This window comes from Cryptosporangium phraense (genome assembly GCF_006912135.1).
In the GTDB taxonomy this organism is placed as follows: Bacteria; Actinomycetota; Actinomycetes; order Mycobacteriales; family Cryptosporangiaceae; genus Cryptosporangium; species Cryptosporangium phraense.
On the sequence record NZ_VIRS01000036.1, the window covers coordinates 1 to 19,758 of the forward strand.

General features: G+C 74.4%; 16 protein-coding genes and 1 pseudogene. 3 read left to right on the plus strand and 14 right to left on the minus strand.

Annotated features, from left to right (window positions below; translation table 11 throughout):
* The first annotated feature begins 1,359 nt into the window (after nt 1-1,359).
* Entirely contained in the window at nt 1,360-2,613 is a 1,254-nt protein-coding gene (locus FL583_RS33475) for a family 8 glycosyl hydrolase (RefSeq protein WP_142708901.1), read from the plus strand.
* 2 nt (nt 2,614-2,615) lie between these two features.
* On the opposite strand, the gene FL583_RS33480 is transcribed toward FL583_RS33475, so the two are convergent.
* The 12 genes from FL583_RS33480 to FL583_RS33530 all read right to left on the minus strand — a co-directional run bounded on the left by FL583_RS33480 (nt 2,616) and on the right by FL583_RS33530 (nt 15,909).
* Nucleotides 2,616-3,203 (minus strand): DUF4232 domain-containing protein, encoded by a 588-nt coding sequence (locus FL583_RS33480; protein ID WP_170324005.1) that lies wholly within the window; start codon nt 3,201-3,203, stop codon nt 2,616-2,618.
* A complete protein-coding gene (locus tag FL583_RS41240) occupies nt 3,200-3,592 on the minus strand; it encodes an FHA domain-containing protein (protein WP_205752698.1) in 393 nt (130 codons plus the stop codon). Before FL583_RS41240 ends, FL583_RS33480 begins: the two co-directional genes overlap by 4 nt.
* A 43-nt stretch (nt 3,593-3,635) precedes the next feature.
* Nucleotides 3,636-3,794, minus strand: a complete 159-nt coding sequence (locus FL583_RS41245; protein ID WP_205752699.1) for a hypothetical protein — start codon at nt 3,792-3,794, stop codon at nt 3,636-3,638.
* Between the two features lie 151 nt (nt 3,795-3,945).
* The gene (locus tag FL583_RS33490; RefSeq protein ID WP_142708903.1) at nt 3,946-5,232 is read right to left on the minus strand and encodes a VWA domain-containing protein; all 1,287 of its coding nucleotides are present in this window, start codon (nt 5,230-5,232) and stop codon (nt 3,946-3,948) included.
* Entirely contained in the window at nt 5,229-6,170 is a 942-nt protein-coding gene (locus tag FL583_RS33495) for a PP2C family protein-serine/threonine phosphatase (RefSeq protein ID WP_142708904.1), read from the minus strand. The genes FL583_RS33490 and FL583_RS33495 overlap by 4 nt, the downstream gene beginning before the upstream one ends.
* Before the next feature lie 2 nt (nt 6,171-6,172).
* Complete coding sequence (locus FL583_RS33500; protein WP_142708905.1) at nt 6,173-8,350, minus strand: serine/threonine-protein kinase; 2,178 nt, start codon at nt 8,348-8,350, stop codon at nt 6,173-6,175.
* Nucleotides 8,347-9,474, minus strand: coding sequence for a hypothetical protein (locus tag FL583_RS33505; RefSeq protein WP_142708906.1), 1,128 nt, complete (start codon nt 9,472-9,474; stop codon nt 8,347-8,349). The genes FL583_RS33500 and FL583_RS33505 overlap by 4 nt, the downstream gene beginning before the upstream one ends.
* Nucleotides 9,475-9,479: 5 nt before the next feature.
* The gene (locus FL583_RS33510; protein ID WP_142708907.1) at nt 9,480-10,475 is read right to left on the minus strand and encodes a glutamate ABC transporter substrate-binding protein; all 996 of its coding nucleotides are present in this window, start codon (nt 10,473-10,475) and stop codon (nt 9,480-9,482) included.
* Nucleotides 10,472-11,797 (minus strand): hypothetical protein, encoded by a 1,326-nt coding sequence (locus FL583_RS33515; RefSeq protein ID WP_142708908.1) that lies wholly within the window; start codon nt 11,795-11,797, stop codon nt 10,472-10,474. The genes FL583_RS33510 and FL583_RS33515 overlap by 4 nt, the downstream gene beginning before the upstream one ends.
* 76 nt (nt 11,798-11,873) lie before the next feature.
* Nucleotides 11,874-13,067, minus strand: a complete 1,194-nt coding sequence (locus tag FL583_RS33520; protein WP_142708909.1) for an NAD(P)/FAD-dependent oxidoreductase — start codon at nt 13,065-13,067, stop codon at nt 11,874-11,876.
* Nucleotides 13,064-14,437, minus strand: coding sequence for an NAD(P)/FAD-dependent oxidoreductase (locus tag FL583_RS33525; protein ID WP_142708910.1), 1,374 nt, complete (start codon nt 14,435-14,437; stop codon nt 13,064-13,066). Before FL583_RS33525 ends, FL583_RS33520 begins: the two co-directional genes overlap by 4 nt.
* Entirely contained in the window at nt 14,434-15,909 is a 1,476-nt protein-coding gene (locus FL583_RS33530) for an FGGY family carbohydrate kinase (RefSeq protein WP_142708911.1), read from the minus strand. Before FL583_RS33530 ends, FL583_RS33525 begins: the two co-directional genes overlap by 4 nt.
* Between FL583_RS33530 and FL583_RS33535 the strand changes: the two genes are divergently transcribed.
* Both FL583_RS33535 and FL583_RS43205 read left to right on the plus strand, forming a co-directional pair.
* Nucleotides 15,908-16,663 carry a GntR family transcriptional regulator gene (locus FL583_RS33535; RefSeq protein WP_142708912.1) on the plus strand — a complete coding sequence of 252 codons (756 nt, stop codon included), beginning with the start codon at nt 15,908-15,910 and terminating at the stop codon, nt 16,661-16,663. The genes FL583_RS33530 and FL583_RS33535 overlap by 2 nt on opposite strands.
* Before the next feature lie 710 nt (nt 16,664-17,373).
* Nucleotides 17,374-17,983: pseudogene (locus FL583_RS43205) on the plus strand (helix-turn-helix domain-containing protein).
* A 12-nt stretch (nt 17,984-17,995) separates the two neighbouring features.
* On the opposite strand, the gene FL583_RS33545 reads toward FL583_RS43205, so the two are convergent.
* Both FL583_RS33545 and FL583_RS33550 read right to left on the minus strand, forming a co-directional pair.
* Nucleotides 17,996-18,940: a DUF4352 domain-containing protein gene (locus tag FL583_RS33545; protein ID WP_142708913.1), complete on the minus strand. Its 945-nt coding sequence runs from the start codon at nt 18,938-18,940 to the stop codon at nt 17,996-17,998.
* Nucleotides 18,941-18,989: 49 nt separating this feature from the next.
* Nucleotides 18,990-19,712 carry a GntR family transcriptional regulator gene (locus FL583_RS33550; protein ID WP_142708914.1) on the minus strand — a complete coding sequence of 241 codons (723 nt, stop codon included), beginning with the start codon at nt 19,710-19,712 and terminating at the stop codon, nt 18,990-18,992.
* Nucleotides 19,713-19,758 lie beyond the last annotated feature (46 nt).

Consider the following 19,758-nt stretch of genomic DNA (forward strand, 5'->3'; position numbering starts at 1 on the left):
GCGGCCCGGCGGCGGCCTCGATCGGGACAGTCCAGCGGTCGGGCCGGGCCGGGCCGCGGCGCCGGATCGGGAACATCGCGACGCGGTCGGCGGAGGCCGCGGGGGTCCGGGGCGCCGGATCCGCGCTCGTGCTGCACGCGGCGAGCGGGCCCGGGGGTGCTGGTCGATGGGCGCGGGGTGGTGCGGAAGCGCGGGCCGGCCGACGAGTGCGGCCACGTCCACTGGCGTGCAGGTTCCGCCGCCGCGTCCGATTCCACCGCAGCCGCGTCCTCGTCCGCATCGGCCGCACCCGCCATCACCGCAGCCTCCGCCGCGCGGGCGGCCTCCGCCTCAGGGCTGCCTCCGCCTCAGGGCTGCCTCCGCCTCGGGGCGGCCTTCGCCTCGGGGCGGCATCTGCCTCGGAGGCGGCTCGCCTCTCGAAGGTCTCAGCCGCCGTCGAGGGCACGGGGCGGCACGCCGGTTTGGGAGGGCGATCGCGGTCCACGATGCCGACCCGATCCTGGAAGCGGCCGGGCCACCTACCTCCGCGCCGCATTCCCGGACGGAGTCCGCCGGGGCTCCGGCGCGCGCCTCCGGGCGGCCTTCGCCTCGGAGGCGGCTCGCGGCTCGGGGGCGGCGGTCTCGGGCGCCGCGGACGGCCCGGGCGGCGCGCCGGCTTGGGAGGGCGATCTCGGTCCATGATGCCGACCCGATCCTGGGAAGCGGCCGGGTCACCTACCTCCGCGCCGCATTCCCCCGACGGAGTCGGCCGAAGCTCCGGCGCGCGCCACGGCGGGCGCCCGCCACGGCGCGCCCGGCGCGGCGGCCGGGGCCGGTCCGATCGGCGAGGGCGGGCACAGGCACGGGCGCGGGCGCGGGCGCGAAAATCTTCGGGGCGCGTCTGCGGTCGGCGGCACGACGGCCGGCCCCGATCGGAAAACGGCCGTGAGACGGATGACCAATCGCGCCGGGGCGACCCGCGACGTGATGACGGATGCCCGGGCGCGCCGCCGTTGCGACCCTCACATCCAGGTGGGAAAAAGCGACCCACGCCGGCCGACACCCCGCCGACCACCTCGGCGCGCTGCCGCCTGCTCGACGAGGTCTCCGGCCCGGACGAGGCCGCGGTGGCCCGGGCCGCGTCCGCCTCCCGCGCCAAAGGCTGATTGTGGTGCCAGCCGAACAAGACGTCGCGGACCTACCGGCAGGGTGGCGCGCTGGTGCCGCTGGAGGCGGCGATCATCGGGGACTGGTGCTACCGCTGGTACCGGGGCCTGATGGGCGACGAGGCCCCGGTCCAGCGGTGGACCGGGTGGGCGGGCGGGGCGGGTTGCTGCCGTAGGCTGCGGGAATGTCCGCGCCGCCCGCCTCGATCGCCTCATGAGGCCCGTTCTCCGCCGCCGGACCCTGGTCCTCCTCGTCGCCGCCGTGGTCGTCGTCCTGCTCGGGGCGGTCGCCGCGGTGGTCGCGCTGAACCGCTCCCCCGAGCTGGCGTTCCCGAGCGCGCCGGACCGGGCGGCGACCGCGCACGCCGTGATCCGTCCGTCGGCGTCGCAGGACGATCTGGACGGCGCGCTCCTGGACTTCTACCGGTCCTGGAAGGACGAGTACGTCGTCGACGACTGCGGCGACGGCACGCTGCAGGTCCACTCGCCCGACGCCAAGTACCCGTACGTCGCCGAGGCCCAGGGGTACGGCCTGGTCATCACCGCGATGATGTCCCCGGCCGACCTGGACGCCAAGGACACGTTCGACGGTCTGCTCGCCTACGTCCTCGCGCACCCGTCCACCCGGACGCCCGACCTGATGGCGGCCGAGCAGAACAAGGACTGCGAGGACCGCGCGGGCGGTGACTCGGCCACCGACGGCGACCTGGACATCGCCTACGGCCTGCTGCTGGCCGACAAGCTCTGGGGCAGCGACGGCGACCAGGACTACCGCGGGCTGGCGCTGAAGCGGATCCGGGCGATCAAGAACAAGACCGTCAGTCCGGCGACCGACCTGATGCTGCTCGGCGACTGGAGCACCCCGGCGAATCCGACGCTCTACGCGACGACCCGGACGTCGGACTGGATGCCGTACTACTTCCGGGTCTTCGCCGAGGTCACCGGCGATCGGTCGTGGACGAGCATCCGCGAGGCCCACCAGCGCGCGGTCGCTGACCTGCAGGGCGATGATGACACCGGTCTGCTGCCCGACTTCGCCCACACCACCGGCGACGGGCTCGAGCCGGTCACCGGCAAGGTGCTGGAGACCGCCAACGACGGCGACTACTCGTTCAACGCCTGCCGCACGCCGTGGCGCCTCGGTACCGACGCGATCCTCACCGGCGACGCCGGGTCGGTGGCCGCCGCGCGCACCGTGGACGCCTGGTTCCGGACGTCGACCGGCGGCGATCCGGGGAAGGTGGGGTCGGGTTACCGGCTGGACGGCACCCGGGAGAACGCGGGCCCGGAGAACGCGTTCTGGGCCCCGCTGGCGGTGAGCGCGATGGCCGACCCGGGCGCGCAGCAGTGGCTCGATCGGCTCTGGACGAAGCTCGCCGACAACGACGTCGAGAGCGGCAACTACTTCGGCGACACGATCCAGCTCCAGGTCATGACCCTGGTAGCCGGCCGCTACCTCCCCCTCTGACCTCACCGGGCCCAGGGGCTGACGGCCATGGTGCCGGTATTGCCCGGGTCGACGTGGAGGGTGAGGCGGTGGGCGGGCGCCCCGGGGGCCGGGGCCACCCGGAGGTACTCACCGACCACCACGGTCTCGGCGGCCGTCGTGAGGTTGCGCCAGATCAGGGCCGCTCGGGCGCGCTCGCCCGGGGCGAGCGTGACCCGCCTCGGCGGCGGGTCGGGGCGTCCCAGGGTGTAGACGTGCTGGGTACCGTGGAACGTGCGGACGTCCGTGGCGCGGCCGTCGGCGTCGAGGACCGTGACGACCGGGTAGCCCTGGACGGTGTACGGCCGGGTGCCGCAGTTGCGGAGCTGGAGCGTGACCAGACGCAGGCCGGCCGCGCCCTCGGTCTCGCCGACCGAGATCTCGACGCCCGGGTCGAGGCACCGGGGTCCGGAGCTCGGCGCCGGCACCGGCGTGGTGGCGACCGGCGCGGCCGGTGCCGGCCGCGCCGCCGGCCCCGCTTCCGGCCCCGCGGCCGGGCGGAGCGTGTCCGGCGTCTCCGTACAGCCCGCGAGCAGCAGCAACGCCGCGACGAGGACGAGACGAACCCTCACGGCTCCCCGAGGTGCAGCGTGAGGCGGGTCCAGGCGCCGACGTTCACATACGTGCCGTCGGCGAGCGGTACCGGCCGTTCGGCGTCGATCGGGTCGGGGCTGCCGTCGAGGTACGTGTGGTTGGTCGAGCGGAGGTCGATGACCGCCCAGCGGCCGTCGGGCTGAGGCACGAGCAGGGCGTGGGTGTGGGAGACCGCGGCGTCCTCCGGCGGGCCGATGAGGTCGATGTCCGGGTAGATGCCCCGGGCCCGGCTCCGGCGTCCGATGAGGAGCTGCCCGCCGGTGAGCGGGAAGCGCCGGTCCGGGCAGTAGACCGGGTAGTCGACCTCGCCCGCGTCCGGTCCGTCCAGCGCCCGCATCCGGTCGTAGAACCCCCGATCCGCGCTCACCACGATCCACCACTCATCGTCAACCGCGACTGGCGCGGCCACCTCAGCCGATCCGCCCGGCCCAGCCGATCCGCCCGGCCCAGCCGATCCGCCCGGCCCAGCCGGCCCGCCCGGCCCAGCCGGCCCAGCCGGCCCAGCCGGCCCAGCCGGCCCAGCCGGCCCAGCCGGCCCAGCCGGCCGAGCCAGTAGATCGGCTCCGCACTCCTCGCAGAACCGCCCCCCGGCCTCGGCCCCGCACTCCCGGCAAACCGCCGCAGGAACGGCCGGCGGCACCGCCTCACCGATCCGGAGCCCGCACTCGTCGCAGTAGTCCTCGGCCTCCGACTCGTGCCCGTTCGGACAGACGACCCCGCTCACGGCCGCGCCGGACGAATCTGCTGCGTCTTCCGCGACGTCACCTCCAGCAACTCCGACGCGCTGCTCGCCCCCCGCCGCCGCAACCGCACCGTCCCGGACGGCGCATCCACCACCTCGACGACCTCGGCCAGCATCTTCGCCGTCCCCTCCTGCCCGGACGCGGTCGCGAGCTGCACCGCCCGCCCGAGCTTGGCCGTGGCCCGCTCCAGGTCGCCGGCCTTCTGCGCCTCGGTGCCCTCCCGGATCGCGTCGGCCAGCTCGGTCGCGTCGGTGTAGTGCGCGACCCGCCCGTTGATCGTCGTCGTCGACGACAGGTCGTCGGTCCAGATCGCCCGCACCAGGCTCTGGCCGAGCACGTCGTCCCCGTGCACCACGCTGACCCGCGCCGCCAGGATCTCCTCGCCGAGCTCACCCGGCTCCACGTCGACCCGCAGGTGGTAGTCCCGGCTCTCCGCGCCCCACGACCCGATCGGGTACGCCCCGACCCGCTTCGTGAGGTCGGTCCGCCGCCCGGTCAGGTCGACGATCTCCGGGAACACCTGCTTGAGGAACCGGACGCCCGCCCCGGCCGGCGTCCAGACCCGCAGGACGACGTCGGCCATCGTCTTGCCCATCGCCGCCTCGGTCATCGCCAGGAAGTCGGCGGTCAGCGCGTCCGGGTCGACGATCCCGGACGCGGTCCCGAGCAGCCTCTCGGCGACCTTGATCAGGTCACGCGCCACCCACCCGTCGCCGATCCCGCGGCTGTCGCAGACGAACAGGCCCTCGCACCGGTCGAGCGCCCGGTCGAACGTCGGGCCGTCCTCGCCGTTGGCCCCGTCGGTGAGCAGGATCGCGTGGTTGAGCGCGGCTCCGCGCTGGCCGAACATCTCGGCCGCGAGCGTGAGCCAGGCCCCGATCGCCGTCCCGCCCTTCGTCCGCAGGCGGGACACCGCGTCGCGGGCCTCGGCCCGGTTGGCCGCCGACGACGTCGCCAGCCGGTTCCGGCTCGGGTAGACCGGCCAGGCGCCGGTGTCCCCGGCGACGATCCCGAACGCGACCCCGTCGGGCAGCGTGTCGATCGCCGCCGCCGCGGCCTGCTTCGCGGCCTGCAGTTTCGCCCCGCTCATCGACGCGGACACGTCGATGAGGATCATCTCCGCGGTCGAACTCCGGGACACGGCCCGCGGCTGCGCCGCGCTCTCCGATCCGGTCACCGTCACCACCGCGTCGACGGTCCGCCCGCCGGCCGGGAGGTACTCGTTCTGGTGTGTCTCGATGCTGACCTGCGACGGGCTGGTCATGCGGTCTCTCCCTCCGGTCGGGCGACGACGAGGACGGCGACCGCGACGTTGTCGGCCCCGCCCCTCTCCAGAGCAAGGTCGACGAGAAGCCGCGCGCCGTCCGCGGGCGGCCGCACGGCGATCGGCGCCAGATCCGACGGGCCGGCGAGGTAGCGCCACAGCCCGTCCGAGCACAGCACGACGACGCCAGGCCCGTCGGGCTGCTCGGTGACCACGTGGATCTCGTCGTCGGGGGCGTCGGCGCCGACCCAGTGCGTCAGCGCTCCCCCGTCGCTCTCCGGCAGCGCGTCGTCGACCGTCAGCAGGCGCGGGTCACCGTCGGCGGGCACCCAGTACGCCCGGCTGTCGCCGAGCCAGCCGACCGCGAAGCCGTCGGCGGTGACGATCGCGGTGACGTACGTGCAGCTCGGGATGCCGACCGGGGCCGGATCGGACGGAGACGGGTGGGTCAGCGCGTCGACGGCGGTGAACGCGCGGGCGAACCCGGCGCGCACCGCGCCGGCCGGCGGCATGCCACCGGTGACCGCCCGGAGCGCGGCCGGCAGCCCGGCCTCGACCGCGGCCACCGCGGCGACGTCGGCCCGCGGCGACGTCGAGATCCCGTCGCAGACGATCGCCGCCGCCACCCCGTCGTCGGCGCCGACCGCGATCGCGTCCTCGTTGGCGGAGCGCCGGTGGCCGCGGTCGGTCACCGCGCCGACGCCCGGCAGCGCGAGCTCGGACCGGTCCCGCCCGGCGCCCGTCCGGCGGCCGCACTCCGGGCAGAACTCGCTCGCCGGCGCGGCTCCGCAGTGCCCGCACTCGCCGGCCGCGACCGCCGAGCTCGCCCACACCCGCGCCTCGGACCGCGGGGGCGGCGCCAGCTCGGTGCCGCAGGCCTCGCAGAAGACGTCGGCGTCGTCGGCGACGTGAGCGCACTCCGGGCAGGCAACGGTCATCGCTACACCAGCGTCCTCGGGCGGACCGCGTTCGCGCGGTCGACCAGCGTGATCCGTTCGTCCACGGTCGGCGCGGCCTTGGCCAGCGCCCGGTAGACCTGCTCCAGCCCGAGGCGCAGCCCCCGCTCGGTCAGCGGGTGCCCGAGCACGTGCTCGGTCCCGTGGCCGGCGCCGTTGCCGCTCACCCAACCCAGCGCCGCGTCGAGGATCTCCACCGACAGCCGCGCCCGCGGCCCGTCGTCGAGCGGCAGGCCCTGCACACGGTCGGAGACATCCCGGAACATCTGCGCCGACCCCGGCCCGGCCAGCCGGGCCCGCAAGGCCGCGACCTGCGCGGCCGAGTGCTGCGCGGACGACGACGGCACCGACTCCAGCACCCCGATCGCGCCCCCGGGGTTCCGGCCGGCGAGCAGGAGCCGGGCCAGCCCGAACGCCGCTCCGACGTAGGCGTGATCGCAATTCCACACCCGCTGGTACCGGCCGAGGGCGGCTTCGGTCTCCCCGGCCCACTCCGCCGCCACGGCCATCGCCAGCTGCGGCGCCAGCTCTCCCGGCAGGGCGCCGTAGACGTCGTCGAACGCGGCCAGGGCCTCGCCCGGCCGCTCGTCGATCAGCGCGGCCAGGCCCCGGTACCAGGGGATCCGCCAGTCCAGCGGGGCCACCGCGGCCAGCGCGTCCAGGACGGCGCGGGCCGCGGCCGGATCGCCCTCGCGCAGGTGGGCCCGGGCCAGCGCGATCGGCACCTCGACGCTGTCGGCCGGTGCGCTCCTCACCGCCTCGGTCAGCTCGGCCGCGCCGCGCTCACGCGTCGCGAGCAGGAACGTCGTGCCCGGGTCGGCCGGGTCGACCTGGGGCACCGGCAGCGCGGCCGCGATCGATGGTCCGTCGAGCACCCCCCGGCCGGTCGACGGTGCGAACGCCGCCCCCTCCCCGGCGAACCGGGTCGACGCGGCCGGCCGGGGCGTCCCGTCGGCCGCCGACAGCACCTGCCGGAGGACGCCGACGAGTTGGTCGGCCAGGTCCGCGGCCGACTCGAACCGCCGGGCGACGTCGGTGTGGGTGGCCCGCAGCAGCAGCCGGTGGTACGACTCGTTGTCCGCCAGCACCGGGTGCTGGGCCGGGCTCGGCAGCCGGTAGCGGTACGTCGTGGAGAATTCGGCGAACTCGAGGCTGAGCACGGCCATCGTCCGGGCCACCGTGTACAGGTCGGACGTGACCGACGCCCCGGCGGTCCCCACCTCCGGCGCCGAGTAGCCGGGCGTTTCCCAACCGGCGCTGACGTGGTCGTCGATCCGGCGCACCGCGCCCAGGTCCACGATGGTGAGCCTGTCGTCGGTGTGGATGACGTTGTCCGGCTTGAAGTCGCAGTACAGCAGCCCGCGGTCGTGCAGGTAGCCGAACGCGGGCAGCACCGCCAGCCCGTACGCGAGCACCTGGGCCAGCGGCAGCGGCCGCGGAGGGTCGACCCGCAGGTCACGCAGCGACCGGCCGCCGACGTACTCCATCACGATGTACCCGACGTCGGCGCCGAGCTTCCGGTCCCGGCGCTTCGCGAAGTCGTGGATCTTCACGATCGACGGGTGGTCCACGGTCACCAGGTACCGGCGCTCGGACACCGCGGCCTCCATCGCGTCCGGGTCGCCGGAGTTGATCAGACCCTTGAGCACCACCCAGCGGTCGCTGACGTCGTCGCCCACGTTCTTGTCCCGGGCCAGGTAGATCCAGCCGAGTCCGCCGTAGGCCAGACACCCCAGCACCTCGTAGCGCCCACTGACCAGCGTTCCGGGGGTCAGCGAGGGCACGAACGAGAACGGCGTCCGGCACTTCGGACAGAAACCCTCCACCCGGCCGGGCTTCCCGTTGCGGCTCCGGCCGACCTCCGCGCCGCACTTCCCGCAGTGCCGGCTGTTCTCCGGCACCTGCGGGTCCGCGAGCACGGCCCCGGCCGGGTCCGGCGGTGGGACCCGCGGGAGATCGACCATCCCGCCGCCGAGACGGCCGGGCCCGGTTCCCCGGGTCGACCGGTCCCCCGTTTCGATCGACGACGTACCGCTGGACGACGGTCCGTCGTCGTTCGTCGGGCTCGGCGGGCTGGCCGGGGCTTTGCGTCCGCAGTCGTCGCAGTAGCCGTCGGGGTCGTAGCTGCCGGTGCAGCCGGGCCGGATGCAGGAGCCGCTCATGCCGTACCGCCTCCTGAGCTCGGTCGCAGGGACCGTTGGTAGGCCACCACCGCCCGGGTCGCGGCGGCCAGGTCGCAGGGCGCGGTCCAGAGCAGGGCGTGGGCGTCGTCGTACGCGGAGAGCACGTCGGCGCGCTCGCCGAGCCCGGACCGGACCGCCTTCATCCGGTAGGCCTCGAGCCGGCCCCGGAGTTCCTCGCGCCGCTCGATCAGCCCGTCGGCGAACGCGCGCCGGTCGCGGGCCGCGTCGTGGGCGGCGGCGACCGCCTGCTCCAGGTCCGGGAGCGCCTGGTCGAGCGCGGTGCCGCGAATCCGGTCGAGGGCTCCGAGCCGGGCGCTGAGCCGCCCGGTCAACGCGTCGCCGGCCGGCAGCCGGGGATCGCGGATCTTGGCCGTGGCCCGGGCGTTGGCCGCGGTCACCGCCTCCTCGGCCGCGGCCAGCCGCTCCAGCGCCTCGCCGAGCGCCGCGATGCGCCCGGGGTACCCGGCCCGGGCGGCGGCGAGCCGGGTCAGCTCGTCGAGCCGGTCGGTGGCGGCCGCGACGACGGCGGCCGCCCCGGGGTCCGTGAGATCGGTGCCGATCGGATCCGCCTCCGCCCGCCGGGCCAACCGGCGCAGCGCCGCCGTGCTGTCCCCGGCGCCGACGGCGCGCTGGGCGGCGTCCAGACGGGTCTGTAAGGACGTGAGGGCGGTGACCTCGGTCAGCCGGGTGGCGACCTCGGCCACGACGGCGGTGACCTGGCGGCACTCCTCGGTGAGCCAGGGGCCGACGTCGACCAGGTCGGTCGAGCGCAGGCCGGCCGGGACGTCCTCGTCGGCGATCGGGGCGAAGAGCAGCGCGGAGACCGCCGTGAGAGGGGACCGGCCCGGGCGGGCCGCGTCCGGCGGACCGGCCGCGTCGAGTGCACCGCAAAACGCGCGGAAGGCGCCCCAGAGCGCGTCGAGCCGCGGCGCGAGCCGCTCCCACAGCTCGCGGGTCGCCCCGGCGAGCTCGGCGGTCCGCAGGTAGGCCAGGCCGTTGTCGGCGGTGTCCAGCGCGAACAGCGCGTCCGCCACCCGGTGCCGGTCACCGGCCAGCTGGGTGAGCGTCCGGGCGATCCAGGCCCGGTCGACGATCGCCGGCACGGCCGTCAGTCCCGGTACACGGCGACGGGCGTCGGCGCGGGGCCGAGCCGGCCGAGCCAGCGGTCGTAGCTGCGGGCCAGCGCTCCGCTCGACCGCATCCGGGCGAGGACGCCGTTGACGAACCGGACCAGGTCGCGGTCGTCCCGCGGGATCGCGACGCCGGACGGCTCGCTGCTCATCGGGGGCCCGACGAGCTCGGTGCCGGGATCCTGGGCCGCGATGCCGAGCAGGATCGTGTCGTTGGTGGACACCGCGTCGACCTGGCCCTGCTGGAGCAGCACCAGGCAGTCGAGCGTGATGTCGGTGGACACCGGCACGACGCCGGGGACCGCGGCGACCTTGGCGATGCTCGTGCTGCCCTTGGTCGCGCAGACCTTGCCGTGCCGGGCGGCGATGTCCTGGATGGACGTGATGCCGGAGCCCTTGTTCACGAGGATGCGCTGCCGGGCCCGCAGGTACTCGGTGGAGAAGTTGACCTGCTGCCAGCGCTCGCAGTTCATCGTCACGGTGCGGATCACCATGTCGACCTCGCGGCGCTGGAGGACCGGAATGCGGTCGACGGTGGTGATGTGGCGGTACTGGACGCGGTCCGGGGTTCCGAACAGCGCGCGCGAGATCGCCTCGGCCAGGTCGATCTCGAAGCCGGCCAGGGCGCCGGTGGTGGGGTCGCGGTAGCTGAGCAGGTAGGCGTTCTGGTCGATGCCGACGATGACGCGGCCGCGGCGCACGATCCGCGCCATCGTGCTGCCGGCGGGCATCCTGTTCGGGGCCGGGAGCGACGCCGGCGGCCGGAAGCTGGCGACCGGGTTGCACGTCGGCTGGGGCGACGGGCTGGGGACGACGGCCGGGTCGGCGACGTTGAGCGGCTCCGGGACGACCGGGGCCGGGGCCGGCGTACCGGTCTCGCCGGGCGCGGCCCCGCAGGCGGCGAGCAGCGCGACGACGACCCCGGCGGCACCGAGCCGCACCGCCGCGCGGGAAAGCACGGCGGCCCGGGTCATCGGTATTCTCCGATGCGCTTGCGGGTGCCGAGGACGACCGCGACGACGGCCAGCAGGCCGAGGGCGACGATCGCGACCCGGGCCGAGGCCAGGTCACCGGCCGCGCCGTCGGCGCGGTCGTCGAAGTAGTCACCGGTGAGCTCGACGTACTCGGCCAGCCGCTGGTCGAGCCGCTCGAACGCCACCGACGTGGTCTCCCCCGGGCCCGACACCAGCGCGACGGCGCCGCGATAGTCGCCGCGGTCGTCGAGGGCCCGGACCTTCTTGTGCAGCCCCCACCAGTACCGGGTCAGCCCGGCGACGCGGTCGAACAGGTCCCGGTCGGACGAGGCCCGGTCGGCGGCGTCGCCCAGGAGTCCGGACCGGCCGTCGGCGCCGACCAGCCGGGTGAGCACCTGGACGTAGTGCCTCTCGTCGGCCGCGCCGTCACCCCGGGAGATCAGCGTCAGCGACTCGTCGGCCCGGGCCTGCAGGACGAGGACCCGCGCCTCGGCCAGCCGGATGAACTGCTCCGACCCGAGCTTCCGTCCGTCGTCGAGGTACCCGACCGCGGAGCCGATCGCGACCGTCGACCAGACCAGGCCGACGACCGTCACCGCGGTCGCGACCGCGAGACCGGGGTTGAGCACGCGGTTCGTCCGCCGGAGGAGGAAGACCTGGGCCGCGGCCAGCGCGCCGAGCAGGAGCAGCCCGAGGACCGGAACGCTCACCGGGAAGTCGGCGCCGGCCCGCTGGGAGGCGGCCAGGCGGTCGGTCTCCCGCGTGAACAGGTCCTGGGCGGCGGGCAGCAGCGTGCCGCGCATCAGCCCGGACGCCTCCCGCAGGTAGGCCGCGCCGAGCGGGAGCTGCTGACGGTCGTAGGACCGGGCGGTCTCGACGAGTCCGGTGTAGACCGGCAGGCCGATCGCGAGCGAGCGGAGCTTCTCCTCGCTGCGCCGGTCGGGCTCGTTCGTGGCCCGGAGCGCCTGGGCCAGGGCCGAGCCGGCCCGCGCGATGTCGTCCTGATAGCGCTGACGCAGGGCGGGCGTCCCGTCGCCGCCGGCCAGGAACGCGGTGGCGGCCGAGGCGTCGGCGTCGGAGAGCGAGCGGTAGATGTCGAGCGCGTGGACGCTGAGCGGGCCGCTGACCGTCCGGACGTCCCGGACCTGGTCCTCGCGGGCACGGGTGCCGCTGTTGGCCATCGCCACCCAGAGCAGCCCGAGCACGACGAGCCCGGCGGTGACGGCGAGGAGCAGCCCGGGGGTGGTTCGGACCCGCCGGAGCGTGGGCGCGGTTCTCGTCCGGAGCGTGGGTGGGGCAGGAGGAGTTGTCGTCAGGACCACGGACCGCCCCCGATCTTCCGACTGCATTTCAGGCTAGGACGGGGCCGCAAGATGCGAAGCGAGAAATGCGGGTCGGTCAGACCACGGTGAGGCGGACCGGGCCTCCGCGGGGGTCGGCGTGACGCAGGATCGAGTACGGGACCCGGAAGACGCGGCCCGGGGCCGCCGGCCACGGTGGACGGACGACGCCGATCGGCAGGCCGTCCTGGAGCGCGGTGACGACCGGGAACCGGTGGAAGACGTCGCACCGGAGCAGCAGGCGGCCGCGGGCGGGCGCGGCGCCCCCGGGCTCGAAGATCTGCGGGGCGATCCAGCGCAGCGGTGGGTCGACCGAGAGCCCGAGCCCAGCGGAGGGTTCCGTCCGACCGTCCAGATGGGCGCGTACCGCCCGAGCCACGTGCCGGCCGTCGAGCGCGGCCACGTCCGCGGTGTCGACCGGGTGGAGAAGGTTCCCGGCCGCGAAGACCCCCGGGGTGCTGGTGCGCAGCGCCGTGTCGACCCGCGGGCCGCGGGTGCCGCGGTCCATGTCCAGGCCTCCGGTGCGGGCCAGTTCGTGGTCGGGGATCCAGTCGCCGGTGGTGATCACCGTGTCGCAGGGCACCCTGCGGCGCTCCCCGGTGCGCCGGTCCTCGACGTCGACCGCGGTCACCCGGCGCTTGCCGTGGATCGCGACGACCCGGGAGGCCGGCCGCACCGGCACGCCGAACGTGACCGCCTTCTCGTGCTCGGTGGTCATCAGTACCGTCCGGCAGCCGGCCTCGCGCAGCGTCAGGACCGCGGACCAGCTGACCAGCTCGGCGCCGATCACGACCGCCCTCGTGCCGACCTCCCGGTGGTGGAGATGGACGAGGTTCTGGAGCTGGCCGGTCGTGTAGACGCCGTCCGGGCGGTCGCCGGGGATCAGCCGGGCCGCCCTCGGGCGTTCGCGGGCTCCAGTGGCCAGCACGATCGCGTCCGCGGTCACGACCCGTCGGCCCCGGGGCGAGGTGACCTCGAGGGCCTGGGCCCCGGCCCAGCCGGTCACCATGGCCTCGGTCTCCAGCTCGGCGCCCGCGTCGCGGGCCGTCCGCGTCAGCCGGCGGGCGTACTCCGGTCCGGAGAGGAACCGGTGCAGGTCGCGCAGCCCGAATCCCGGGTGGTCGCTGTGCCGCGGGATCCCGCCGGTCTCGGCCTCCCGCTCGAGGACGAGCACCTCCGCCGACGACGCCAGCGCGGCCGCCGCGGTCAGCCCGGCCGGCCCCCCGCCGACGATCACGACGCGCCCGCTCATCGGGCGGCGCCCTGGGCCTCGACCAGTTCGGCGACGTGCGCGCCGCAGTAGAAACCCTGGCAGCGGCCGTTCATCACCCGAGTCCGGCGGCGCAGGCCGTCCAGATCCGACGGCGGAATCACCGACGCGTACGCGTCCCGGATCTCCCCGCTGGTCACCCGCTCGCAGAAACACACGATCCGCCCGTACTCCGGGTCGGCCTCGATCGCGGCCGCGTCCTGGTACGGACGCATGCCGGCCTCGCCGAGGTTCGGCATCCGCGGCGGCGCCGGCAGGTTCTCCCGCGGGGCCAGGTCGAGAAACCCGCTCAGCAACCCGGACACGTGCTCGGCGATCGCCATCCCGGCCGTCAGCCCGGTCGACCGGATCCCGCCGACCAGCACGTACCGCTGGTCGGCGTCCACGTCGATCAGGTAGTCACCGCGGTCGATCGCGGCCCGCAGGCCCGCGTACGTCGCGGTCACCTCCTCCTCGAGCAGCCGCGGCATCAGCTCCGCGCCCTTCTCCCGCAGGAACGCGAACCCGTCCGCCGACGTCCCGGTCGCGGTCCGGTCGGACAGGTCCTCGGCCGTCGGGCCGAGCATCACGTTGCCGTAGATCGTCGGCGAGACCAGCACGCCCTTGCCGACCTTCGACGGCACCGGCAGCACGATCACCGGCACCAGCGGCCGGGCCAGCTTGTCGAACACCAGCAGCTCGCCGCGCCGGGGCGTCACCGTGAACCGGTCGTACCCGAACAGCCGGTCGAGCACGTCCGCGCCGAGCCCGGCCGCGTTGATCACCCACCGGGCCGAGACGCGGCCCGCCGTCGTCGAGATCCCGGTCGTCGACGGCCCGACCGCCACCGACGTGACCCGGTGCCCGCGCAGCAACGTCACCCCGCGGTTCACCGCGTCCGTCGCCAGCGCCAGGTTCGTCGTCCAGGTGCAGATGATCGACTCCCCCGGCACGCTCAGCCCGCCGAGCGCGCCCGGCCCGAGGTCCGGCACCTGCCGGTACACCTCGTCCGCGGACACGATCCCGCACGCGGTGTACCCGTTCTGCTCGGCCTTCCGACGCAGGCCCGGCAGCGCGTCCCGTTGCTCGGACGTCCAGGCGACGAGCAGCGCACCGGTCCGTTCCACGGGGACGCCGGTCTCCGCCGCGTACGCTCCGAGCAGCGCGTATCCCCGGGCGACCAGCCTCGACTCGAGGGTGCCGGGGGTCGCGTCGAACCCGGTGTGCAGAATCGCGGTGTTGGCCTTGCTGGTGCCGTCGCCGACGTCGTCGCGTGCCTCGAGCAGCGCCACCGAGCGGGACGTGCCGCCCAGCGTCCGGGCGAGCGCGGCCCCGACGAGTCCGCCGCCGATCACCGCGATGTCGAACGTCACGAGGTTCCCTTCGAGGAGAAGGCGGCCGCTTCGCGCCACCGTGCGAGGTGCGAGGCCGCGCGGTCGGGCGTCCAGAGGGGTTCGAAGACCGACGAGGGCCGCCAGCCGCCGACGACGTCGGCCACGACGGCGGTGGGGTCGAGCGCGAGGCGCGCGCAGGCGGCGGCGCCGAGCGGCGTGGCGTGCGGCGAGGGGTAGACCTCGACGGGCAGCTGGGCCAGGTCGGCCTGGGCCTGCAGCAGCACGCGGGAGCGGGTCAGGCCGCCGTCGACCCGCAGGCGGGTGAGCGCGGCGCCGAGGTCGTCGCCGACCAGCACGGCCAGCGCGGCGACCTGCGCGGCCATCCCTTCGAGCACGGCCCGGACCAGGTGACCGCGGTCGGTGGAGAGCGTCATCCCGGAGAACGTCGCCGTCGCGCCCGGGTCCCACCAGGGCGCGGCCAGGCCGGCCAGCGCGGGCACGCAGAGCACCCCGTCGGAGGCGGCGGCCGACGCGTTGTCGAGCTGGTCGGCGCCGGTGATCAGCCCGAGCGAGATCAGCCACCGGACCGCCGACGCGGCCGTGTAGACCTGCCCGTCGACGCAGTACGCGGTGCCGTCGCGCAGGGTCCAGGCCACCGAGGTGGCCAGCCCGGCCCTCGACCGGGCCGCGGTGCCGCCGAGCTGCGCGAGCAGGAACGCCCCGGTGCCATAGGTGCACTTCGCCTCGCCGGGCGAGAGGCACGACTCGGCCAGCAGCGCGGCCTGCTGGTCGACGATCAGCCCGGTCACCGGCAGCTCGCCGCCGAACGCCGTGGTCGTGCCCACGACGTCGTCCGAGGCGACGAGTTCCGGCAGCTGCTCGTCGCCCAGCCCGAACACGTCGAGCAGGTCGTCGTTCCAGGCGACCGCGTCGACGTCGAGCAGGAGCGACCGCGACGCGGTCGACGTGTCGGTGACGAACGCGCCGCAGAGGTGGTGCACCAGCCAGGTGTCGGTCGTGGTGACCACGCCGTCGCGGGTCAGCGAGTCGCGGATCCAGCGCATCTTCGGCGCGGAGAAGTAGCAGTCGAGGACCAGGCCGGTCCGCTCGGCGACCGCCGGGGCGTGCGCGGCGAGGCCGGCGCAGATCGCTTCGGCCCGCCGGTCCTGCCAGACGATCGCCGGGGTCAGCGGCTCGCCGGTCGCGCGGTCCCAGGCCAGGACGGTCTCGCCCTGGTTGGCCAGCGCGACCGCGCTCAGCGGCCGGCCGGCCTCGGCCGCGGCCCGGCGCCCGGCGGTCAGCACCGAGTCGAGCAGGGCGCGCGGGTCCTGCTCGACGCCCCCGCCGTCGAGGTACCGCGGGTGCAGCGTCTCCTCGGCGATCGCCAGGACCCGCCCGGTTTCGTCGACGACGATCGCCTTGGTGCCGGACGTCCCCTGATCGATGGCGAGGATGTTCACGGCTTTACTGTATAGACCATGCGGTGTGGACCGGAAGGTACCGTCGGTCATGGTTAGGCTGTCGGGCGTGGCGGCGAAGAATACCAAGGGTGCGTCCGCGCCTCGTTATCTCACGATCGCCGGCGAACTGCGCGACCGGATCACCACCGAGAAGCTCGCGCCGCACACGCTGATCCCGTCCGAGCGAGAGCTCTCCGACCAGTACGGGGTCAGCCGGATGACCGCGCGCCATGCGCTGTCGCTGCTGGAGAACGAGGGCTACGTCTACCGGCGCCCGCCGCGGGGCACGTTCGTGGCCGAGCCGCGCGTCCGGTTCCACATCGGAAGCTTCTCCGACGAGATCACCCGGGTCGGGCGACGGCCGTCCGCGCAGGTCGTGTGGGCCGAGGAGCGGGAGCCGAGCCCGTCGGCCCGCGAGGCGCTCGACCTCGCGCCCGGCGTCACCGTGCACGCGCTGCACCGTCTGCGTTTCGCCGACGACGAGCCGATCGCGCTGGAGACGACGTATTTTCCGAGCGGGTTGACGCCGGGTCTGCTGGAGCAGGGGTTGACCGGGTCGCTGTGGGAAGTGCTGCGTCGGCAGTACGGGATCGTCCCGACGCACGCCCGGGCGACGATCCAGTCGATCGTCATCGACGACGCGTCGTGTGCGAGGTTGAAGGTGCGGAGCGCGTCGCCCGGGGTGCTGTTGACGCGGTGGACGTATGACGGGGGCGGGCGGTGTATCGAGTTCGCGCGGGACGTGTACCGGGCGGACAGGGCGTCGTTCGAGGTGGAGGCGACGATTCCGGTGCCGGTGGAGTGAGAGTCGTTCGGACTCGGGTCAAGTTGTGTGACCGGTAGCCGACCGAGCCGGGAAGCGCCGACGCGCCGCAGGCGGACCCCGGGCCCGGCCTCGCCGCCCAAGCCACCATCGCGGTACCGCCACCGGCCGGGCCGGCCGCCGGCCGGGTCGGATCGGCCGGATCGGCCGGGTCGAAGCGGCCGGGTCAGATCGGCCGGGTCAGATCAGCCGGGTCAGATCAGCCGGGTCGAAGCGGCCGGGTCGGCTGGACGGGCCGGAAGGCTCTCCGCGGTCGACGCGCCGGGCGTCGGCCGCACGCCAGCAGCGCACCGCAGCCAGGCCGCCCCAGCGAACTCCGGGCAACAGACCGCCGCGCGCCGGGCCACGCGCCACGCGCTCGCCGTCGGCCGCACCCGCGACATATCGCGAACAGCCTGCGCCAGCCGTCTCCGGGCGCCAAACGCCAGGCGGATCTGACCCCAGCGGCCGGTCAGCCCGGTCTGGCCTGGCGGCCCCGGTCCGGAGGCCTCGCGACGATCGTCGCCACCGCCCGGCGCGGCCGCTCTCGCATCAAATCCGCGGATCACCACCGCCGACGCTCAGGCGCGATCCACGAGCCACCACCCCCGCCGCGACGCCCCGTCCCGGTGTTCGGGGCTGATCGCGGCGGTCAGGTTCGTCCAGCCTGGTGGGGGTGCCCGAGGCCGGGTGGTGGGCTGTCACCAGATCCGGTGAAAGCTCGCAGGTTGACCGATGAGGCTGGTCCGCCGGGTCGGAACCTGATCCGGGTGCGGCGGGCGACGATGATCTTGGCGTCGTCGTCGGGGACGCCGGTCAGCGTGATCGCCTCGCAGGTGGCCGCGGATGAGGGCACCGTGCGGAAGGTGATCCACCGGTTCAGCGAGGGCGGGCTCAAAGCTCTGGACCCTCGTTGGGCGGGAGGCCGTCCCCGCCGTTCACGCGGTGGAGCCTGCGGAAACTCGCCGCACCGCCGTTTCGCGTTCGGCCAGTTCGGGCCCCTGGCCATCCGCCCTCACCACGGTGCCGGATGGGCGCCCCGGACCCGTCCGGATCGTCGGCCGGCCACGTACCGGCGGGTGCAGGGGGATCCGGTATATCCACGGCTGCTAGTCCCTCGCCGAGGACCGCCTCTGCGGCGTGCTGCGCCGCCGCAAAGGCGGCGATCACACCCTCGCAGCCCTGAAGTCGATCCGGGCCGCCCGGCCAGACGGTGATTCCAACCACATCGCGCTGCCCCGGGACCTGCACCGATACCTTCGATGGCGCAACACCAACGTCCGGCATCCCGATCTCCTGGCAGCACGACGCCGCGAACCTTGAATGGTCAACGCGCTAGGCGACCGTCACGTCCACTCCCGTGCTGGAGAACGACTCGTGGAGCTGCAGCCGCGCGATCGTCTGGCCCTTCGGGAGATCGAACACCCAGTTCACCGCGGTGCTGTTCCCCGGGTTCAAGTCGCTGATGAACAGCGACGAATCGTCGTTGGCGGAGATCGTCGCGCCGATGTCGGCGCGGAACTCCTGCCCGCTCGCGTTGTACGCGGTATTCGTGCTCACCGAGAGCGACAACGGCGCATTGCCGACGTTCTTCACCGACGAACTCACGACGCAGAACTGACCCTGCGGCGTCTTCCGCGTGTACTTGCCGCCGACCGACGTGACCTCGCACTTCACCGACTTCACGGTGAACTCGGCGTTCCCGTCGCGGACGGCCTGATTGATCTTGCTCTGGTCGGCGACCTCGCGGCCGCCCTGGGAGACCGGGTCACTGCTCGACCCGGAAGACGAGCCCGAGTCGAGGTTCGAGATGAAGATCGCGCCGATGATGCCGAAGACCAGGCATAACGCGACGATGCCCCCGACGATGGCCAGCGCGATCTTGCCACCCGAGGACTTCTTCGGCGGCGGCACCTGCCCGTACGGCGGCGCCCCGAACCCCGCCCCGTGGCCCGGCGCCCCGTACGGAGCCTGCCCCACCCCGGGCGGCCCGACCGGCGGCTGCCCGTACGGCTGCTGCCCGTACGCCGGCTGCCCGTACGACGGATCCCCGTAGGAAGGCTGCCCATAGGACGGCTGCCCGTACGACGGCTGCCCGTACGACGGGCCTCCGGACGCCGGCCCTCCGGACGCCGGCTGCCCGTACGGACCCCCCGACCCCGGCTCCCCGTACGAAGGTTGCTGACCGTAACCGGATGACTGACCGTACGAGGGCGATGACCCGGGCGGCGGCGGAAGCGGCTCACCGTACGGCTGCTGCGGGTCGTGAGGGAACGTCATGTGCAGCGACGCTACCGGTGCCGGGCCGACCCCCTCTCCCGGATTCGTGTCAATGGCCGTGACGGACGAGCAGGAAGTCGAAGCCGTCGTCGAGGAAGTAGATCCGCGACCAGGACAGCGGCCGCCCGCCCGGCAGGTACTGCACCTGGTCCAGCAGCAGGTACAACCCGGAGCCGCTCCGACCGGCGCCCCACCCGGCGTCCGGATCGAGAACGGCGCGGACCTGGCAGACGGCGCGCTCGGGCAGCGCGTTCACCGACGCGAAGCGTTCGAAGATCGACCCGGACAGGTCGGAGACCTCCAGGTCGACGACGTCGGCGGCGATCACCGAGTAGTCGAACGCGACCGTCCGGTCGTCGGACGTGATCTCCCGCTCGATCTCGAAGACGTCGGCCCCCGGCTCCCGTTCCAGACGTCCGGCCTCGTCGGCCGAGGCCGGACGCCGCTGCCGTAACCGGTAGGACGACCCGGGCCGGTGACCCTGCGACGCGATGACGTCGTGCAGCGACCGCAGCTCCTGCAGCCCGGCCCGGATCGACGAGTTGTACCTGGTCACGTACGTGCCCGACCCGTGCCGGGTCTCGACCAGCCCGGCCCGCGCCAGCTGCAGCAGCGACGAGCGCATCGTGTGCCGCGACACCCCGTACTCGGCCGCCAGCTCGGCCTCGGTCGGTAACTGGTCTCCGGTGGACCATTCGGCTCCGATGCGTTCCCGGAGCGAGGCGGCGATCGCCTCCGGCAGTGCGGTAGCGCGGACCGGGCGTCGAGGCACAGGCGAACCCCCAGAAGGCCGAAGTTGTTGAATCACTGATTCAATC

Excerpts from the sequence above, each read along its gene's own strand:
- FL583_RS33475 (WP_142708901.1), top strand. The coding sequence starts at position 1,360 with ATGAGGCCCGTTCTCCGCCGCCGGACCCTGGTCCTCCTCGTCGCCGCC.
- FL583_RS33490 (WP_142708903.1), bottom strand. The coding sequence starts at position 5,232 with ATGACCAGCCCGTCGCAGGTCAGCATCGAGACACACCAGAACGAGTAC.
- FL583_RS33495 (WP_142708904.1), bottom strand. The coding sequence starts at position 6,170 with ATGACCGTTGCCTGCCCGGAGTGCGCTCACGTCGCCGACGACGCCGAC.
- FL583_RS33500 (WP_142708905.1), bottom strand. The coding sequence starts at position 8,350 with ATGAGCGGCTCCTGCATCCGGCCCGGCTGCACCGGCAGCTACGACCCC.
- FL583_RS33510 (WP_142708907.1), bottom strand. The coding sequence starts at position 10,475 with ATGACCCGGGCCGCCGTGCTTTCCCGCGCGGCGGTGCGGCTCGGTGCC.
- FL583_RS33520 (WP_142708909.1), bottom strand. The coding sequence starts at position 13,067 with ATGAGCGGGCGCGTCGTGATCGTCGGCGGGGGGCCGGCCGGGCTGACC.
- FL583_RS33535 (WP_142708912.1), top strand. The coding sequence starts at position 15,908 with ATGGTTAGGCTGTCGGGCGTGGCGGCGAAGAATACCAAGGGTGCGTCC.
- FL583_RS33530 (WP_142708911.1), bottom strand. The coding sequence starts at position 15,909 with ATGACCGACGGTACCTTCCGGTCCACACCGCATGGTCTATACAGTAAA.
- FL583_RS33545 (WP_142708913.1), bottom strand. The coding sequence starts at position 18,940 with ATGACGTTCCCTCACGACCCGCAGCAGCCGTACGGTGAGCCGCTTCCG.